Origin of the sequence: Aquicoccus sp. SU-CL01552, from assembly GCF_040365005.1 — a bacterium.
In the GTDB taxonomy this organism is placed as follows: Bacteria; Pseudomonadota; Alphaproteobacteria; order Rhodobacterales; family Rhodobacteraceae; genus Antarcticimicrobium.
This window is the reverse complement of sequence record NZ_BAABWV010000012.1, coordinates 45,486-64,353: the sequence shown is the minus strand read 5'-3', so window position 1 is coordinate 64,353 and position 18,868 is coordinate 45,486. Positions and strand designations below refer to the sequence as shown.

Here is an 18,868-nt window from a genome sequence, read left to right as displayed (position 1 = left end):
ATTGCAGACAGAGCTGTGGCATGCCCGGATATTATTGGTTTGACGCGTTTCTTTCGTTTGATTTCAAAGCCTATCGCAAGACGCTGCGGATGGGCTCTGCGGTCGTGTGGTCGGCGGTGCTGGCGGTATCGCCCGCCCTTCAGGCCGCGGCGCAGGGCATTCGTCCGGACGGGCGAACCGCCACGACGGTGACCACCAGCGGGCGGGTCACCGATGTCAGGACCACGACAAAGTCGCAGGGGTTTGGCGTCAACAGCCTGCTTGACCTGAATGTGGGGGCCGGGACGGTCACCAATATCCATGCCCCGAAGGGCACCGGCGGAACGGTGAACATCATCACCGGCGGTCGCGGTGTGGTCGTCGACGGAACGCTGAACGGCATGAAGAACGGCCAGGTCGGCGGTGAGCTTTATATCGCCAGCCCGGATGGGTTCACCGTCGGGGCCGATGGCAAGGTGCTGGCCGGGCGTATCGGCCTGTCGACCCCGACCAAGGGGTTTGCCAACCGCATGATCGACGCCGACGGCACTGTCGACGGCGATGCGGTGCAGAGCCTTGTCGATGGCACCGCGCGGCTGGGTGAGGGCGGCATGGACGTGGCCGGTCGGATCGCGGCGCACGAGGGCGTGCGTCTGCGGGCCGGCGGCGACATCACCATTTCGGGCCAGATCGAGGCCGGCGACCGGGCCGGGCTGATGGATGCCGCCGTCAACATGGGCGAGATCGCGTTGTTTTCGAAGGGGGCGGTGAACCTTCGCGACGGGGCCGCGATCACTGCTGGCGGGCGCAAGGATGGCGGCCGCATCGACATTCGCTCGGGCACTGACATCACGCTGGACTGGGGTGCCGTCGTCGGCGCCGAGGGGCTGAAGAACGGCGATGGCGGCGAAGTCGTGATCTTTGCCGGGGACACGGCCCGCCTGGGTGAGGGGGCGGTGGTCTCGGCGGTGGCGCTCGGCAAGGGGGCCGGCGGCTTCGTCGAGTTTTCCGGGATCGAGGCCGTCGACCTGATGGGCGAGTTGCGGGCCTGGTCGGAGATGGGCGACGGGGGCTCGATCCTGATCGATCCGGCCGAGGTGGTCGTGGCCGCGGATGTGTTTACCCACGGTGCGGAGTACAACCTTACGGCGTCGGAACGGATCGTCGTCAGCGAGGGGGTGACCATTTCGACCCGCGCAACGGGCGGCACAGCGGATCATCTGTCCGCGAGTTCCACCGGGGACTCCGGGGCGCTGACGCTCGAGGCGCCGGTGATCGAGGTGGAGGCCGGGGCACAGCTGCTGGCTTTTGCCGATTCCGGCTTTTCCAGCGGCAAGATCCTGCTGGACGCCCATGTGCTGGACACCGTCGATCTCGCCACCTCGGCGCTGCCGGCCGGAACAGCGCGGATCACCGTTATTGAGGCGATCCTCTGGGGCGGCGACGTCACGCTGCGCACGCGGGTCAACAAGGACAACATCTATTCCACCGACGGCATGGTAAACGACTATGTCACCGACATGTTCGGCGGGACCGGGATCGCCCCGATCGATACGCTGCTGCGCAACACGGTCAACGGCGTCGATCAGGACGTTGCCGATCTGCTCGACACGCTCGACGATGCGAACCTGCCGGCCGCGTTGACGGCCAAGGCGATCACCCAGGTTGCCGGCAGCTATATCATCGCCGAGGGTGACGCCAAGATCAGCTCCAAGGCGACGACCGATATCGTGCTGAACCCTGATAACCAGGCGCTGGCCGTTGCCATCGCCTATTCCGATACCCACGCCGAGACCTTGATCGAGAAAAGCCAGCTGTTTTCCGGTGGCGATCTGGACGTTTCGGCGCTGGCCGTCGAGAAACTGGGCCTGGGCGCCGGTAGCGACGATGCGGACAGCGCCAGCAACATGGCGCTGGCGATCAGCCTGAGGGAATCGAGCGCGACCGCGCTGATGGTCGGCTCCACCTACACACTGGCGGCAATCGACGGCGTGCCGAAATACGACTGGGACAGCACGGTCGGGGGCACGGCGAGCGTTCATGCCGAAGTACGCAAGGACATCGCGATCACGGCGACGTCGGGTGGAAATGACAGCGGCGCCGGTGAGGCGGTTATCCTGTCCTATGACGACACGCTGGCGCAGGCCTCGGTGACAACCTTCGTGCGCACCGATGATGGTGATTTCACGATTGATGCGCTGACCGATTACCGCGGCTATGACCTGAGTGCGACGGTGGACGAGGATGCGCTGAGCGTGCCTTCGGCGGTGCCGGCGGACGACACGGATACGCTGGCCGCTGCGCTGGATGCCACGCGCGCGACCCTGTCCTCCGTGTTGGGCAGCACGCTGGACGGGGCAGCGATGGTGGTCGATGTCGCCAATACCGAAACCCTGGCGAGCTATGGTGCGGATACGCCCTATCTGAGCCTTCTCAATCCCTTCTGGCCCGAGCGAGTAGGGTCGGGCGGCAAGTTCGGCGCGATGCTGGACGAGGCGGAAACCGCCTCGGACGAGACCGCGCTGACGCTCTCGGCGCTGACCGATCTGGGCGAAAGCGGTGTCGTGGCATCGGTCGGAACGACCAATGACGAGGGGCTCAGTGCCGGCGGCACGGCGATCGTGGCCAACCTGGAACACGAGGTCTCCTCGCTGCTGGACGGGCTGAGCATCGTGGGCGAGCCCGGCCTGGTCGTCGAGGCGGATCTGACCGGCGGCTACGAGATGCGTCAAAGCAGCATCGGCGGCACCGACATGGGGCTGTCCCTTGGTTATCTGCGGACCGATTTCCTGACCCTGGCCGAGATGACCTATGGGTCTTCGTTCGATTCCGCGGGCATCACGCTGAGCGCGCTGGAAGACCTGGATCTGATCAACGCGCAGGAGGCGACGGCGTTTTCCGACAGCGCCTCGGGCACGCTGGGGTTTGCCCGCACCGAATACGGTTCGGACGTGGTGGCGCGGGTGGAAAGCTCTTTGGTGGGGTGGGACAACACCGATGCGATGTCGGTGCTGGCCGAAAGCGCATCCAGCCTCGAGACGACCGCGATGCGCAATGGCGCGGTACTGGACGACAAGGCGCAGATCGCCGCCGCAACCGCCATCGTGACCGCCACCGGAGAGGTGCGGGCCGAGTACCTGGGCTGGTACGGGATCAACCGCGATGCGCTGACGATCAGCGCCACCGACCGGACCTGGCGCGAAATCGTCGCCAATGCCTCGGCCGACGGCGACAGTCTCAACGTGCTGGGGGCGCTGGCCTATGACGAATACCACCGCGACACCGTCGCGCTGATGCAGAATGTCTCGGCAAACGGCCTTGCGGATGGTCTGACGATCACGGCCCTGTCCGAGACCGGCTCGAACGTGGTCTCGATCGGTCGCGCGACCGGCAGCGGCGGTACCAGCCTGGCCGGGTTGGGCGCCTGGATCGTGGATGACCGGGACGTGAGCGCGCGGCTCGAGGCCTCTTATGCCGAGGTCTCGCTGGCGGGTGATCTGGAGGTCGCCGCGACCCGTACCGACAACTACGTGCTGTTGCAGGGAACCGAGGCCAGCTCCGGCAGCGGCGCGGGGATGGCGGTGGGCGTTCTGCTCCTGGGTGGAGAGACGCGGGCCGAGGCGGAGCTGAACCTTTATACCCCGGAGATCCCCGAGGACGCCGAGCCTTGGGAGCTGGAGGAGTTTAGCCCGATCTGGGCCAGCGTCGCCGGTTCCGTCTCGATCACCGCGACCAACGCGGCGACCGCCTTTGATCTGACCATGGGCGGCGGTTCTGCGGACAGTTTCGGCGGCATGGGTTCGCTTGCTTATGTCGACATGGGGCGCCTGGCCGGTGATACCGCGCTGACCGAGGCGACCGAGGTCTTGCTCGACGATGGATCGGAGCGGGCCGACTACACCAACGAGACCGAAACGGTCCTGGCCGCGCTGGCGAGCGACTATATCGCCGCGGGCAATCTCGGCGGTGGCGGGCTGGCGCCGCGGGATGTGCGGGAGAGCATGACCATCGCCCGGCTGAACGTGTCGGACGGGGTGGCCGATATCGGCGGGTCGCTCACGGTCGAGGCCGTGGACGCGCGCAAGGCAACCGCCGTCGCGGGCCAGCTTCAGACCGGGCTGGTGGCGGCCGCGACCGAGGCCTTCACCACCTATTTCTCGATCGACGACCTGTCCGAAGACGGGGTTGGACTCTCCCTGCGGCCCGACAGCATCGGAGAGGCGGTGGGCACCGCCAAGCAGGTCTATGGGACCGGGGTGAAAGCCTCCTACGCGATCACCGATTTCAAGGATGCGATCACCGCCGCCGGGAGTATCTCGACCTCGGCCACCACGGTCGGCGTGGCCGCGGGCGTGACTGTAATCGGTGGCAGCGTGATCGCCGAAGTCGACCTGACGGCGGCCGATGAATGGTCCGGCGACGGGGCGGTGAGCGCTGGCACGCTGACGATCGCCAGCCGCAATCGCGCCACCGCGACGGCGTTGGGTTTCGGCTTCCAGCTGGGCAGCAACAGCATCGGCGCCTCGGTGTCGCATTCCCGGCTGGCGCAGATGTCCGTGGCCGGGATCCTGAACGGAACGGTCACGGCGGGGTCGGTCGATATCGACGCCGAGAACAGCGGGCGGGCCACCACCATCGGCGGCATCGCGCTGGCGTCGACGGGATTGGCCGCGGTGGGCGGAACGCTGACCCTCGCCGATCTCGACGCGGCGAGCCTGGCGGCGATCACCGGCGCGCAGGTGACGGCGGCAGGCGGGTTGAGCATCGACGCCACCGACACCAGTAGTGCCCTGTCGCTGGCCATCGCGGGCGGCGGTTCGTCCGGGTCGGTGTCCGGGATCGGGGCCATCGGGGCCACCTCGCAACGGGCGGTGGTACAGGCCGGGGCCTTTGGCAGCACCCTGACCGCGACCGGCGGCACGATCACCGTCGCGGCCACGCAGGACGCGACCACCAATGCGCTGACAGTGCAGGGCGGCGGTTCCGGTGCGATCGCCCTCGGCGCGGCGATCTCGGATGTCACATTGCACGGCAAGACCGAGGCGCAGACCGTGGGCAGCGACCTCGAGGCGAGCGGGTCGGACATCGTGGTGAGCGCCGTTTCGGAGCGGTCGGTCGGATCGGCGGCGATCGGCGCGAATGTCGGCGGCACGGCGGGGGTCACCGGGTCGATTTCGCTGATCACGCGCGACGATACGGTGCGGGCGGCGGTCGACGGGTCCGACCTGTTCGCCGGCGATTCCCTTCTTGTCGAGGCACTGGCGGAGGCCACGCTCGGTGCCTCCGGTGGTGGCGGCGAGGGGCTGCTGTCCGGGCTTGGCGCGGCGACCGTATCGCTGGCCGGGGGCGGTACGGTCGGCATTGGTGCCTCGATCACGGTGATCACCTCGTCGGCCACGGTCGAGGCCGATGTCACGGGCGACAGTATGCTGGTCGCGCATGGCACGACCGGAGATGGCGGCGTTGCCGGACATCTGCGCGATGGCGACACGCTGAGCGGTCACAGCTATCACGGCGTGGCGGTCGTGGCTGACAGTACCAATGCGCTCAACGTCCTGTCGGTGGGCGCGGCGGTGGCCGGGGCGGTGGCGGTCTCGGTCCAGGTGCCGATTCTGCTGGTCGAGGACAGCGTTGCGGCCCATGTGGCGGGCGGCATCATCGACAGCGCTTCGGATATCGCGGTGCGGGCCGGGAACGGGTCAACGCTGCGGGTGTTCTCGATGCTGGCGCAGGGCTCCGGCGCGGTGGCCGGTGGTGCGGATGTCGAGGTTCTGAACCTGGCCAAGACCACCAAGGCCCTGGTCGAGGACGCCGGTCTGGTCGCGGCGGACGACATCGGGATTGCCGCGATCTCGGCCGAGGAGATCGTGACGACCTCGGCCAGCCTGTCCGCCGGTGCCACAGCCGCCGTGGCCGGCGTGGTGCAGGTGATGAAGGGCGAGAACGAGACCACCGCGGTGCTGCGGGGCGGCACCACCGAGGCGGGCGGCGATCTGGATCTGGAGGCGGCCTCGGTCCGGGGAATCGTTCAAACCGGGCTCAACGGGAATTTCGGCCCCTATGCCGCTGTTGGCGGCCAGGTCTTCTACATGCTGGCCGAGGACACGGTGACCGCCGAGGTCGCGGATGGAACCGCCGCGGATCATGCCGAACTGGATGTCGAGGGGGATGTGGGCATCACCGCGCTGTCAGACCTGGACATCGGCAATACCGTGGTCAGCGGCGGGGCGGGGCTTGTCGCCATATCTGCCTCGGTCCTGGTGGCAAAGACGGAACAGAGCGTGGTGGCAAGGCTGGGCGATCATGCGGACCTCGGTGGCCGGACCGCTGACAGCATCCTGGTCGAGGCCGAACAGAAGTTCACCCAGACCGCCACGGTCGGCAATATCGCCGGCGGCGGCGCGGCCATCGGCGCGGCGGTCCTGCACCTGTCCGGCGGGAACCAGGTTCTGGCCGAGATCGGCGACGAGGCCATCGCCACGGCCACGGGCGAGGTGGAGGTCGCGGCCCGCGTCGATCGCGATATCACCGCGCTCTCGGCGGCGGCAGCGGTGGGCGGTTTCGCGTTCCAGGGCTCCGCCAGCCTGGTGAGCTTTGGTCTGGACGGGCTGGAGTCGAGTGCCGATGACGAGGTGCCGAATTCGGACGGCGATCTCGAGGAGTCGCTGGCCTCGGTCGAAACCGAGTTGAGCGCGCCGGACTCCTTTGACGGTTACGGCACCGGCGATGACGCGAGCGAAGCGGCGTTGAGCCGCGCCCTCTCGGTACGCAGCGCCGTGGCCGAGGCCCGCGGCGCGGTGGTTCCCGATGGCGTGACCGCGCGGGTCGGCACGGGCGCCAAGGTCAAGGGCGGTCTCGTGACGATCTCCGGCGAGGAAACCGGTTCGCTATCGGCCACATCCGGCGGGATCAGTGGTGGAGCCGTCGCCTTCACCGGGGCGTTGGCCCGGGTAAAATTGGGCAGCGCGGTCGGTGTCGAGATTGACAGCTCGGCGGTGATCCGCAGCGAGGGGGCGATCCGCCTGTCGGCCGTGTCGGACGTCGATGCCGGGGAGACCAAGGCGATCGCGGGGGCGGGCGGCGTCATCGGCGGCGCGGCCGCCGTGGCCGAAACCCATGCCGGGCGTTTGCTGCATGTTACCCTGGGCGAGGACGTGCTGATCAGCGGGATCGGCTCCGGCGTGGCGCAGGAGGTGTCGATCACGGCCAGCGAGACCGGTGACGCCGGAACCCTGGCCACCGGGGCCAATGTGGGGGCCATCGCGGCGGGCGGGGTCTTTGCGACCACCCACAGCACGTCGGATATCACGGTGAGCCTTGCCGGCGATGCAACGGCGCCGCTGCTCAAGACCGACACGCTGTCGATTTCCGCCGCCCGCGAGGGTGCCATCGAGGCCAAGGGCCTCGGGTTGACGGGCGGGTCGCTGTTCGGGCTCAGCGGTGTGGACGTGGCCGCCTACGACAGCTCGGAAGTGGGGATCGACCTGGGGGCCGCGACCCTCATCGCCGGGGGGCTGGTCGATCTTTCCGCCACCTCCGAGGCGGCGATGACTGTCAAGGGGACCGGTGCGGCGATATCGCAGGGCATCTCGGTGAGCGGCACCTTTGCCCATGCCGAACGGGAGACCGAGGTCGAGATCCTGGCGGACGGGCTCGATCTGACTGCGGGAGAGTTGAACGTCCTGGCGCTGGATGCGGAATCCACCGAAGAGGCCGGCGCCTCGTCGATCAGTTCGAAGACCTTCTCGGCCTCGGGCGGGGTCGGGGCGGCAGGTGGCGGCGTCTCGTCGCTGGAGAATGACAGCGCGGTTTCGGTGGACCTGGGTCTTGCGGCGCTGGATGTGGCGGGTGACGCCACGCTCGTCGCGGCGACCAACACGGAAATCACCGCGCTTTCGACCGGCCTGTCCCTCGGGTTCGTGGGGCTTGGCGCGAACCTTGTCGACCTGAGCACCGACGCGGACGCGGTGCTGTCGATGGCGGTCAGCGGCACCGGCACGGTTGGCGGTACGCTGACCGCGCTGACGGCAGGGATCGAGGATATCTCGGTCGAGACGCACGCGGGTCTTGGTAGCATCCTCTCGGTTCACGGCGCCAAGTCCGAACTCGATGTCGATGGCAGCGTGACCCTCGACCTCGATGGCGGCGACGGGCTGAGCGTGGGCGAAACGCTGGCCGCGGCGACCTATCGCGGGGTGAGCTTTGCCAATACCGCCGATTCCATCGAGGTGAGCCTTGCCGATTTCGGCGGCACGAAGATCGACAACGACGTCGATGCCGACAGCAGCCTGACCTTGTCGGGCGCGTTCGAGGCCGATGCCTTCGACGCCGAGATCGTCACCGAGATCAGCAAGAGCGACGATGGCTATTCCGGCCAGATCGGATCGGCCGGGCTGCTCGACGGCACCGCTTTGAACTCCGAGACCGATGTCGACGTGACTGCGGTTCTGACCGTCGCCGATGGCGCGCGCCTGACCGAGACGGTCTCGGGCGGGGTGAGCGACTATGATACGCGGCTGGCGATTTCCAGCTTCTACGACCTGGCTGACAGCGTGAAGATCGACACCGGCGGCGGGATCGCGGTGCCGAATGCCAAGACCAGCATCGACGTGGATGCCGATGACGTCACGATCCGGATCGGCAATGCGGATATCGTCGCCGATGCCGGTATCGAGATGGAGATCCTGGCCGAGGCGGCAATCACCACCGAGGCCTTCGTGAATGTCTACGGCCTTGCCGGATCGCCCCATGCCGAGGCGGTTTCGGACTATGACGCCGTGCAGGCGGTCGAGATTGCCGCCGGCGCCTCGGTGCTGTCGAACAAGGGGTCGATCCACGTCACCTCGGCGGGCGAGAGCAGCGATGTGTCCTCCGAGCTGCGGGTCTGGAATGCCACCGCGGTCCCGATCGGGCGCAAACCCTATGCCGAGTCGCGCAATGCGCTAAGCAATGAGATCACCATCGAACCGGGCGCCGAGGTCCGCGCCGCCAACGATGTCGAACTGGTGGCCGCGGCAGGCGAGACCGATACCTATTCCTACGGGCTGGCCTCCGACCTTTACCGTGAGACGGCGGAAACCGTGGTGAATGCGCTGGGGGATATCGTCGGGGCCGACGATGTCAGCCTTGATACCGAGGTCGGTAAAACCATCGAGGCCCTTCCCACCGCCGTTCTGATCGACGGCGATGTGGAAAGCGGCACCAATTACTTCCAGCAGTTGGTGGTGGACGAATCCGGGGTCACGGCGGCGACCGATGGAATCGACTACGAAATCGTCTCGGATGCCGATCTGAGCGATCTTCTTGACCTGACGCTGGAGGATCTGAACGACGAGCTTGCCGATGCGATCACCGGGGGCGACCTGGTCTCGCAGGTGCGGCTGGAGGCCCAGATCGCCCGGATGGAAACCATCCTGGCCGATATCGGCAGCACCCCGATCGACCTGATCCGGGTCATCTCGGCCTATTCCGCCCCGGGCGACGTGGAGGTGAGCGCCGACTCCCTCACCGGCAGCGGCACGGTGGTGTCCCATGGCGATGCCACGATCCTGATTTCAAACGACAGCCCGGCGGTGATCGAGGTGGTCGATGCCGAGATTCCCTATCGCGGCGGTGGATTGGTGCTGCTGAACGATATCCCGCTGACCGCCGCGACCGCGCCCTCGGACCTGACGATCCAGGCTACCGCCTCGGCCGATGTGGCGGCCGAGACGCTGATTTCGGTCAGCAATTTTTACTCCAATCCCACCGGTCTCTCCGGCGATCTCTACGTGACCGGCAGCATCGAGAACCTGCGCGGCACCGTCAGCCTGTTCACCGCCGATGGCGACATCATGGTGCTGGGCGGCGAGATCGACGCGGCCAATGTCGATATCCATTCGGGGGGCGATTTCCTGCTGACCTCGGGCGACGGGCTGATCACGTTGGGCGCCTCGGCGTTCTCGACCTATGCGCCCCTGTTCGCGTCCAGCGGGTCCAGTTTGGACGGCTGCCTGGACTATAGCTGTTTCCTGGAGGATATCGCCGGGTCCGACTTTGACGAGGTGCTGTCCGGCGGCGGCGAGATCGTCGCGCAGGGCGGGGTCTATGTCTATGCCAACGGCGTGGTGAACATCACCGGGCTGATCCAGTCGGGCGTGACCGATTTCGAGGTGATGATCGAGGATCACATCATTGATGTGATCGACGACTGGGACAGCGCGCAGACCGTTGCCGTCCTTTACAGCCCCGATGGCAGCGGCGCCTCGCCGGCGGAAGAGCCGTACTATGACGCGGCTTCGGGCAATGTTGTCCTGCGCTATGACCAAGAGGCCGGGGTGATCCTGGTCGATCCGATCGTCGCCAAGGGCGGCGAGATCGAGATCGTCGGCCATATCATCTCGACCGGGGGCGGCGAGTTGGTGGCGGCCAACGGTTATGCCCATATCGAGATCACCAACGATTCCGACGTGCCGATCGTGCTCAGCGATCTCTCGACCGGCTACGACGCGGGCGCCAATGGCTTTATCCGCATCGTCGATCTGGCGCGGGAGAATGTCACGGGCGATGGGTTCGTGACCACCGAATATGACCTGGCCGCCGACGGCACGGTGACGCGCACCGTGACCGGCCTGTTCGCCGCCCCGCTGGTCCAGACCGATCGCCCGACCTACGAGATCGTGGACGATTGGCGGGTGGTCTACGCCGCGGGCGAGATCGAACCGCGGATCGACGGCACCTATGAATATGACGAGGACAACCTCGGGGCGATCATCGTCACCCAATACGATTACGTCGATGTGGCCTGGGACGTGGACTTCAACGGTCGGATTGATGAGGACGAAGTGTTGAGCACCTCCGTCGTGGAGGAAGAGGAACTGGCGAATGTTCCCTATTCCCAGAAGTACGCCGTGCTGGCGGAAGAGCTCGACATCGACACCATCTTCGACGGTCTGCTGCGGGACTTGGTCGACGATTACGGCTATGATTATGTCCGGGTGGGTGCGCGTGATCTGGTGACGGCCTGGGATATCGAGAGCGAGGACGTGGGCGACTGGACCCTGGTACAGGACGTCCTGATCGGCGCCGACGTTTACGAGCGCAGTCGGACGGTGACCGAGACCACGTCGAATTGGGATCTTCACATCATTGCCGCCGACCGCACCGTCGATATCGGCTTCGAGGGGCACGACCAGGGATCGCTCAGCGTCACCTCGGTGGGCGACGTGATCTTTGATGGTTCGGTCTACAACCGCTCGGGCCTGACCACGATCACCTCGACCGGCGGGTCGATCCTTGCCAATTCCCGGTCCAATCCGTTCGAAACCAACAAGCTGGTGATGAGCGCCGAGGGCGATATCCTCTATACCCGGGCCTATGACGGGCCCGGGTATACCGGCGGGGCCGAGACGGAGATCGGAAGCTTTGTCCCCGGTTTGCGCGATCATGGCATTTTGGGGAGTTCGAGCCCGGTTTTGGGGAGTTTGTTCTCGTCCACGACCACCGCGACCGATTTCCGCATCGACCAGGCCGAGGGCTTTGGCCTCGACATTACCGCCGGCGGGGCCGCCCGGATCGAGGAGGTCACCGGCGACATGGAGATACTGTCGGCCTTTGCCGAGGGCGATCTGTACCTGACGGCGGCGAACTCGATCCTTGTGCACCGGTATTCGACCGAGCCGGTCCAGGTGGCGGGCGAGCGGCTGAAGCTGACCACGACAGCGGGGTCGGTCGGCACGCTGGAGGCGCCGCTGGTCTTCGAGGCCGACGCGATCATTGCCGATGCCGGTGGTGACATCAACTTGCTGACCTCGTCCGACAAGCCGGTCCAGGTGCGGCACCTGATCTCGGCCGAGGGCGATGTCTCCTTGGTTTCGATGGTATCGGATATCTGGGATTACGATTTCACGGAGACGGTGGACCGCCGCGCCGAGGAAGGGCTGCTCGAGGCGCTTTGGGACGAGATGGGCCTGCGCGCGGTGGATGCGGACGGCTCGGCGGAAACCGAGCGCGAAACGGAGGTGATTGCCGGATTCGAGGCGCAGAAGACACGGGAATACTTCGAGTACTGGGACCGTCTGCGCACATGGGAAGTGGATGGATCGGGCGCGCTGGTCGAAGGGGCGCCGCTGGCCTATGACCCCGACTTCGCGGTCACCTTCAGCGCCGAAGAGATCGGCCGGCTGGAGACCGACGGCCTGAGCGCCGCGCAGATCGCCGATCTTGCGGAGACCGCCACGGAAAGGTTCCACGCCCTGCACGAGACCTGGGGCAGCGTGAGCTTCGATGCGGATTTCGAGTACACCGCCACCCTGGTGAACCGCAGCGAGCTGACGACCGGCCTGCACTGGAGCGAGGCCCAGCTTGGCACCGGATTGCGCAGCGAGTTGATCCTCTCGGTGACCGATACGGTGCCGGTGATCGAGGACGCGAATATCATCGGCAAGAACATCAACATCGCCTCGGCGCAGGATATCGGTCGCAATCGCACACCTTACGTGATCGATCACGCCACCGGCCTGACCGAGGAGGCGTTGCTGGAACTTTGGACGGCTGAGCGGTTCGATATCGAGGTCGGAGAGGACAGCATCGAGATCGCCCGCGCCGACGATATCGACATCAAGGCGACCGGGCATCTGGTTGCCCTTGCCGGTGGCGACGCGCTGATCGGTTCGGAGCAAGCGATCGAGATCCTGTATGCCGATGCCGTCGAGGACCTGAGGATCAAGAGCGCCGAGGCGCTGACCCGGGCCGCGGACGGGGACGTCCTGTCGCATATGGTGCGCGGCAAGACCATCGTTCTGGAGGCGGCCGAGGGCGGGATCGGGGCGCTGAGCGAACCGCTTCTGGTGACCCAGCTTGCGGATGGCGCGCTGGTGGCGCGGGCCGAGGGGGAGATCCGCCTGACCGCGCCGACCAGCGACATGGCGATCACCGAGATATACTCGGAGACCGGTGTCGTGTTGTCGACGCTGACCGGTTCGATCCTCGACCAGGGAGGCACCGACGGTGTCGATATCCTGGCCGACAACATCGTGCTGCTCTCGGTCGGGGCGATCGGGGCGCAGGACAACCCGCTGGACGTGCAGGCATCGGGCGGCGCCGGGAGCCTGTCCGCCGTTGCGCTGACCGGCGATGTCGACCTGAACGTGACCGACGGCGACGTGACCGCCGGCCTGATCGGCAGCTACCTCGGGGATGTCCGGCTGGACATCCAGGGCGGCGACCTGACGCTGTTCGGCCTGGCGGACCCGGCGCTTGCCGAGTTGTTTGCGGTGGAAGAGGTCGAGGTGGCGACGGCGGATACCGAAACCGGCCTCATGGCGTTGCAGGAGGTGCTGTCCGGCGAGGGTGGCCTGTTCGGTCACGTGACCAACGGCCTGGTCACGGAGGGCGAGATCGACGCCCAGGAAACCAACCTGTTCGGCGTGATCGGCAGCCCGGTCGATTCCCGGACCAGGATCGACGCCACGTCTATCGGAATTGCCGAGGCCTTCGATCGGGCGCGGGGGACTTTGGCGGCCCTTGACCTCGGGTCTTACGCCGGCGGGATCGATGCGGCCAGTTCCTCCGACTACCCGCTGCTGGCGGCGGTCCATGCCGGTGGCACATTGACGCTGGACGTGTCAGGCAGCGTGATCGGGCGCGAGGGGGCGGCGCTGGATTTCCAGGCGGCCGAAGACGCAAGGTTCCGGGTCGGCGGAAGTTTCGGGACACGGGAAAACTATATCCTCGGTCGCCTCGACGCGGCCGACGACGGGGCCCCGGCCACGCTGTACCTGCGCGACTACGACAAGGACGATGGTGGTGTGCCGGATTACTACTTGGCCAGTATCGGCTCGGTCGACCTGCAACGGGCAAACCTCACCGAGGGGGAAAGCGCGCTGCGGCTGATGGCCTATGGCGACCTGATCGCCGGCGATGCGGCGTTGTTGCGCGGCGGGACGCTCTGGCTGGGCGCGGTTGGTGACAACCCGGATGGAACCAGCGCCGACTTGGAGGTCGGCAACGGCCTGACGGTGGAGGCCGACCGGCTTGGCCTGTTCTCGACCGGCGCGGTCGAGATCGGCGGGACCGGCGGGCTGACGATGACCGAATCCGACCTGATGATCGTGGCCTCCAACCTGCTGTTCCCGGATGACTGCAGCGATTGCGGCACCGTGGCATTGACCGGCGCGCATTTGCTGAGCATCGTCACCGAGCATTCGGTCAACCTCGATAGCGTCAGTGTACCCGATGGCGAGGTTCGGATTCTTACCGCCGGGATCGGCAAGATCGGGATCGATACGCTGGAGGCCGAGGAGGTCTCTCTGATCACGCGCTTTGGCGATGTGGATATCGCGACGCTCACCGGTGCGGACTTGACGATCATTGCCAATGGCATGGTGCATCCGGGCGCCTATGCGCTGTCCGGGTCGGTGGATATCGACGCCATGGTGATCGGCCGCAGCGAGGCCGAGCCGTTGACCCTGATCGGCGGGGAGGAGACGACCGATATCGCGCTCTATGGCGAATATGGCATGTACGTCGAGTTGGACGACGGCGACCTTTACGAGATCGACACGCTGGGGGCGGGGGCCACCGGGGTCGGCATCACCCTTGACGCGCTGTCCGACGGGGTGTCGACGCTGACGCTGAAGTCGGTGGCAACGGCGGGATCGGACGTGAACATCAGCTCTGATATCCTGACGATTGCCGGCGATGTGACCAGCGCGGGCGGCGACGTGACCCTGCGCAGCCTGGTCGGGGCGCTGCACATGGCCGACAACACGCTGGTCGATGCGCTGAATGGCCATATCACCGTGACCTCGGCGGGCGACATGACCCTCTCCGCCTTGCGGACGGTGGGGCAGGACCCCGATGCGCCGATGATCTATGTTTCGGCGACCGAGGGGCTTTCGCTGGCGGAAACGACCGGGGTTCATGTCTCGGCCGGCGTGCCGGGGAATTCCCACGCGGTGATCTATGCCGGTGCGATCGATACGCTGCCGGGCCGCGCGCTCTGGGTCGATGCCAGCCAGATCACCGTCTATTCCGGTGGCGGCGATCTGCATCTCGGTTCGACCCTGGGCGAGACGGAAATCCTCTCGCTCGTCAATGCGGGGGGCGATGACATCGATTTCGTCGGGCTGGGCGACATCGTTCTGGTCGGTGCGGAGTTGATCTCGGTTGATCCGCTTGGGACCAGCACGGGCCGGATCAGCCTGAATTCGAACTACGGCGATATCGACGGCGACATCGCGACGCTGACCGCCTCGGAACTGACCCTGGTCACGCCCGAGGGGCGGATCGGGGCGTCGGACTTCCCGCTCACGCTGGTCAGCGATGGCAGCACCCGCCTGCGGGTGGGGGCCACGGGCACGATTGCGCTGGATGTCGCGGGCGATCTGGATGCCGCCTTCATCCTGTCCGAAGGCGGTGCCGTCGCGGTCAGTGCGACGGGAACGACGCGGATCGACCTGATCGGCGGAAGCGGTTCGGTGACCGTCGACTCCGCGGGAGGAGAGGTGACGCAGGTGACCGAGGGGACGGTCGTGCCGACCCTTCCGGAGATCGCCAACCTGACGACCCCGACCCGTTTCCCCGAACTCGTGGCCGGACCGCAGCCTGACCTGGTGCTGGTGGATGGTGAGGATACCGGCGGCGATGGGACCGGTGACGACGGAACTGGCGATGACGGCACTGGCGACGATGGCACCGGGGATGACGGCACCGGTGACGATGGCATTGGCGATGACGAAACCGGAGACGACGGCACCGGTGACGATGGCATTGGCGATGACGAAACCGGAGACGATGGGACCGGTGATGATGGCACTGGTGACGACGGGACTGGTGACGACGGGACTGGCGATGACGGCACTGGTGACGATGGGACCGGCGACGACGAGACTGGAGACGACGGCACCGGCGACGATGGCACCGGAGACGACGGCACTGGCGATGACGAAACCGGCGATGACGGGACCGGTGATGACGGCACCGAGGATGACGGGACCGGCGAGGATGGCACCGGTGACGATGGCATTGGCGATGACGAAACCGGAGACGACGGCACCGGTGACGATGGCATTGGCGATGACGAAACCGGAGACGATGGGACCGGTGATGATGGCACTGGTGACGACGGAACCGGCGATGACGGCACCGGTGACGACGGGACTGGCGATGACGGCACCGGCGACGACGGAACTGGCGATGACGGCACTGGTGACGACGGTACCGGCGACGATGGGACCGGGGATGACGGTACTGGTGACGATGGGACCGGCGACGATGGCACCGGAGACGATGGCACTGGTGACGATGGGACCGGAGACGATGGCACCGGAGACGATGGAACCGGTGATGATGGGACTCGTGACGACGGAACCGGAGACGACGGAACTGGTGATGACGGGACCGGTGACGATGGGACCGGTGACGACGGAACCGGAGACGACGGAACCGGCGACGACGGGACCGGTGATGACGGCACCGGGGATGATGGCACTGGTGACGACGGGACCGGGGATGACGGCACTGGCGACGATGGAACCGGTGATGATGGGACTGGTGACGACGGAACTGGCGACGACGGGACTGGAGACGACGGCACCGGTGACGATGGCATCGGCGATGATGAAACCGGAGACGATGGAACCGGTGATGACGGGACTGGTGACGATGGGACCGGCGACGATGGCACCGGCGACGATGGCACCGGAGACGACGGAACTGGCGACGATGGCACCGGCGATGATGGAACCGGTGACGATGGGACCGGCGACGATGGGACCGGCGACGACGAGACTGGAGACGATGGGACCGGGGATGACGGCACCGGTGACGATGGGACCGGCGACGATGGCACCGGGGATGACGGCACTGGCGATGATGGCACCGGCGACGACGAGACTGGAGACGACGGCCCCGAAGACGACGGCACCGGTGACGATGGCATCGGCGACGATGGCACCGGAGACGACGGAACTGGCGACGATGGGACCGGAGACGATGGAACCGGTGACGATGGGACTGGAGACGATGGCCCCGGTGACGACGGTACCGGCGACGATGGGACCGATGATGGAGCGGAAGATGGCAGTTCGCTTCTAGGCGGCTTCGCGGGGCCGACCGGGCCGGGCAGCGCGCCTTCGACCCATATGCCCGGCGGGTTTGCCGGGGGCAGAGACGATGGCGGCAGCGGTTTCGTCTTCCGGTGGGCGACGGGCAATGGGGAAGGGGACGAAGAAGACGAGGGCGAGGACGGCGGCGAAGACAACGGCGGGGACGGCGGAACATGATCGCCGGAACCCTGGCCCGGGCGATCGCTCCGTTGGGACTTCTGTCGACGCTGTTCGCCGCGAGTACCAGCGCCCAAGGCCTGCCGCCGTCCGATGCCGCCTCGGCCTTGGCTGAGCTGGCCGCGCGCAGCCCGCAGGTGGCGGCACCGCGCCCGGTTTCCCAACCTCGGCCCCAGCACTTTACCCTGCGTCGGGTCGTCTTTCCCGGCGCCTCCGCCTATTTCAAACAGGCCGAGCTTGATGCGGCGGTTGCCCCCTTCATCGGTCGCCGCCTGCGGTCCGGCGGGGCACAGGCCGTCGCGGATGCGGTCAACGCCCTCTACCGCGCCGAGGGGATCGACCTTGCCATCGCGCAGGTCGTCGGGGTCGACCGGGGCCGCGGCACCGTGACCATCGATCTGTTCGAGGCGCGTCTTGGCCGGGTCGATTACCGGTCGAAGCGTGCGCGGTCCGCTTACCTTCGGTTCCGGCTGGGGGTCGAGGAGGGCGATCTGGCCGATACCCGGGTGATCGCGGAACGATTGGAACGGTTGTGGCTGACCGACCGGTTGCGGGCCGAGGCTGATTTTTCCCCCGGAGCGATGCCGGGGCACACCAACCTGACGATGTCCTTTGACGACCCGCCGCCGCTTGCCGCCTCGCTGCGGTTCGACAACTATGGCGAGGCCGCGACCGGATCGGCGCGCGCCAGCGCCAGCCTGCGGATCAACAGCCTGACCGGCTGGGGCGATCCGCTGGGGCTGGATCTGATGACCTCCGAAGGCGCCCGCAGCGCCACGCTCACCTACAGTCGCACGGTCACACCGGGGGGCGGGCAGCTCGCCGCGTCGATCTCCGGTCAGCGCAGTGACAGCTTGACCGCGCCGGTGGTGAGTTCGGAAACGGTGAGCGCCGGCCTGATCTATGCCCATCCGTTGACCCTGGCCGAGGACCGCAGCCTCTGGGTCACGCTCGGGCTGGACCGGTATGACGAAACCACCGAGGTCGCGGGCGCGACCACGGCGGACCAGTCGGGCTGGTCGCTGACGCTGGGGGCGAACGGCGCGCGCAGCTTTGACCGGACCCTGCGCCAGGTGGTCTGGTCGGTGGGGCTGACGGCGGGACGGTTCACCGACAGGGTGTTGGGCCTGGGCGATCTGACCTATGGCGCGCTTACCGCATCGGGACGGCTGCAATGGGCGCTGGGCGACTGGGGAACCGCGATCCTCATGGGGGCGGCGCAACTGCCGTTGACCGACGATACCCCGTCGCGTGGAAAATTCTCGGTGACCTCGCCGTTTGCCGTGCCGGGCTACAGCAGCGGCCTGTCCGAGGGTGCCGGCGGCTACTGGAGCCGGTTCCAGATCGAGGCGGCCAAGCCGCTGCGGATTTCGGGCACCGCCATCCATCCCTATGCCTTTGTCGCCCTGGGCGAGGCCTTTGACCGCGTCGGCGGGGCATGGACCGGGCAGGGGCTCGCCTCGTCGTTCGGCATCGGCCAGTCCGGGCGGATCGGTCGGCGCGGGGTGTTCGATGTGCAACTGGCCAGATCGCTTACCCCGGTTCTGGGGCAGGGCGGGGATGGGGCATGGTCTGTACGAATGGCGTTTTCGCTCACGTTCTAGGCAAGACATGGAAAGAAGGAA

General features: G+C 66.7%; 2 protein-coding genes. Both read left to right on the top strand.

Annotated elements, in window-relative coordinates:
• Window positions 1–20: 20 nt before the first annotated feature.
• Complete coding sequence (locus tag ABWV23_RS14190; RefSeq protein WP_353348861.1) at window positions 21–17,243, top strand: leukotoxin LktA family filamentous adhesin; 17,223 nt, start codon at window positions 21–23, stop codon at window positions 17,241–17,243.
• On the top strand, window positions 17,240–18,847 hold the full coding sequence (locus ABWV23_RS14185; protein ID WP_353348859.1) for a POTRA domain-containing protein: 1,608 nt from the start codon (window positions 17,240–17,242) through the stop codon (window positions 18,845–18,847). Before ABWV23_RS14190 ends, ABWV23_RS14185 begins: the two co-directional genes overlap by 4 nt.
• Window positions 18,848–18,868 lie beyond the last annotated feature (21 nt).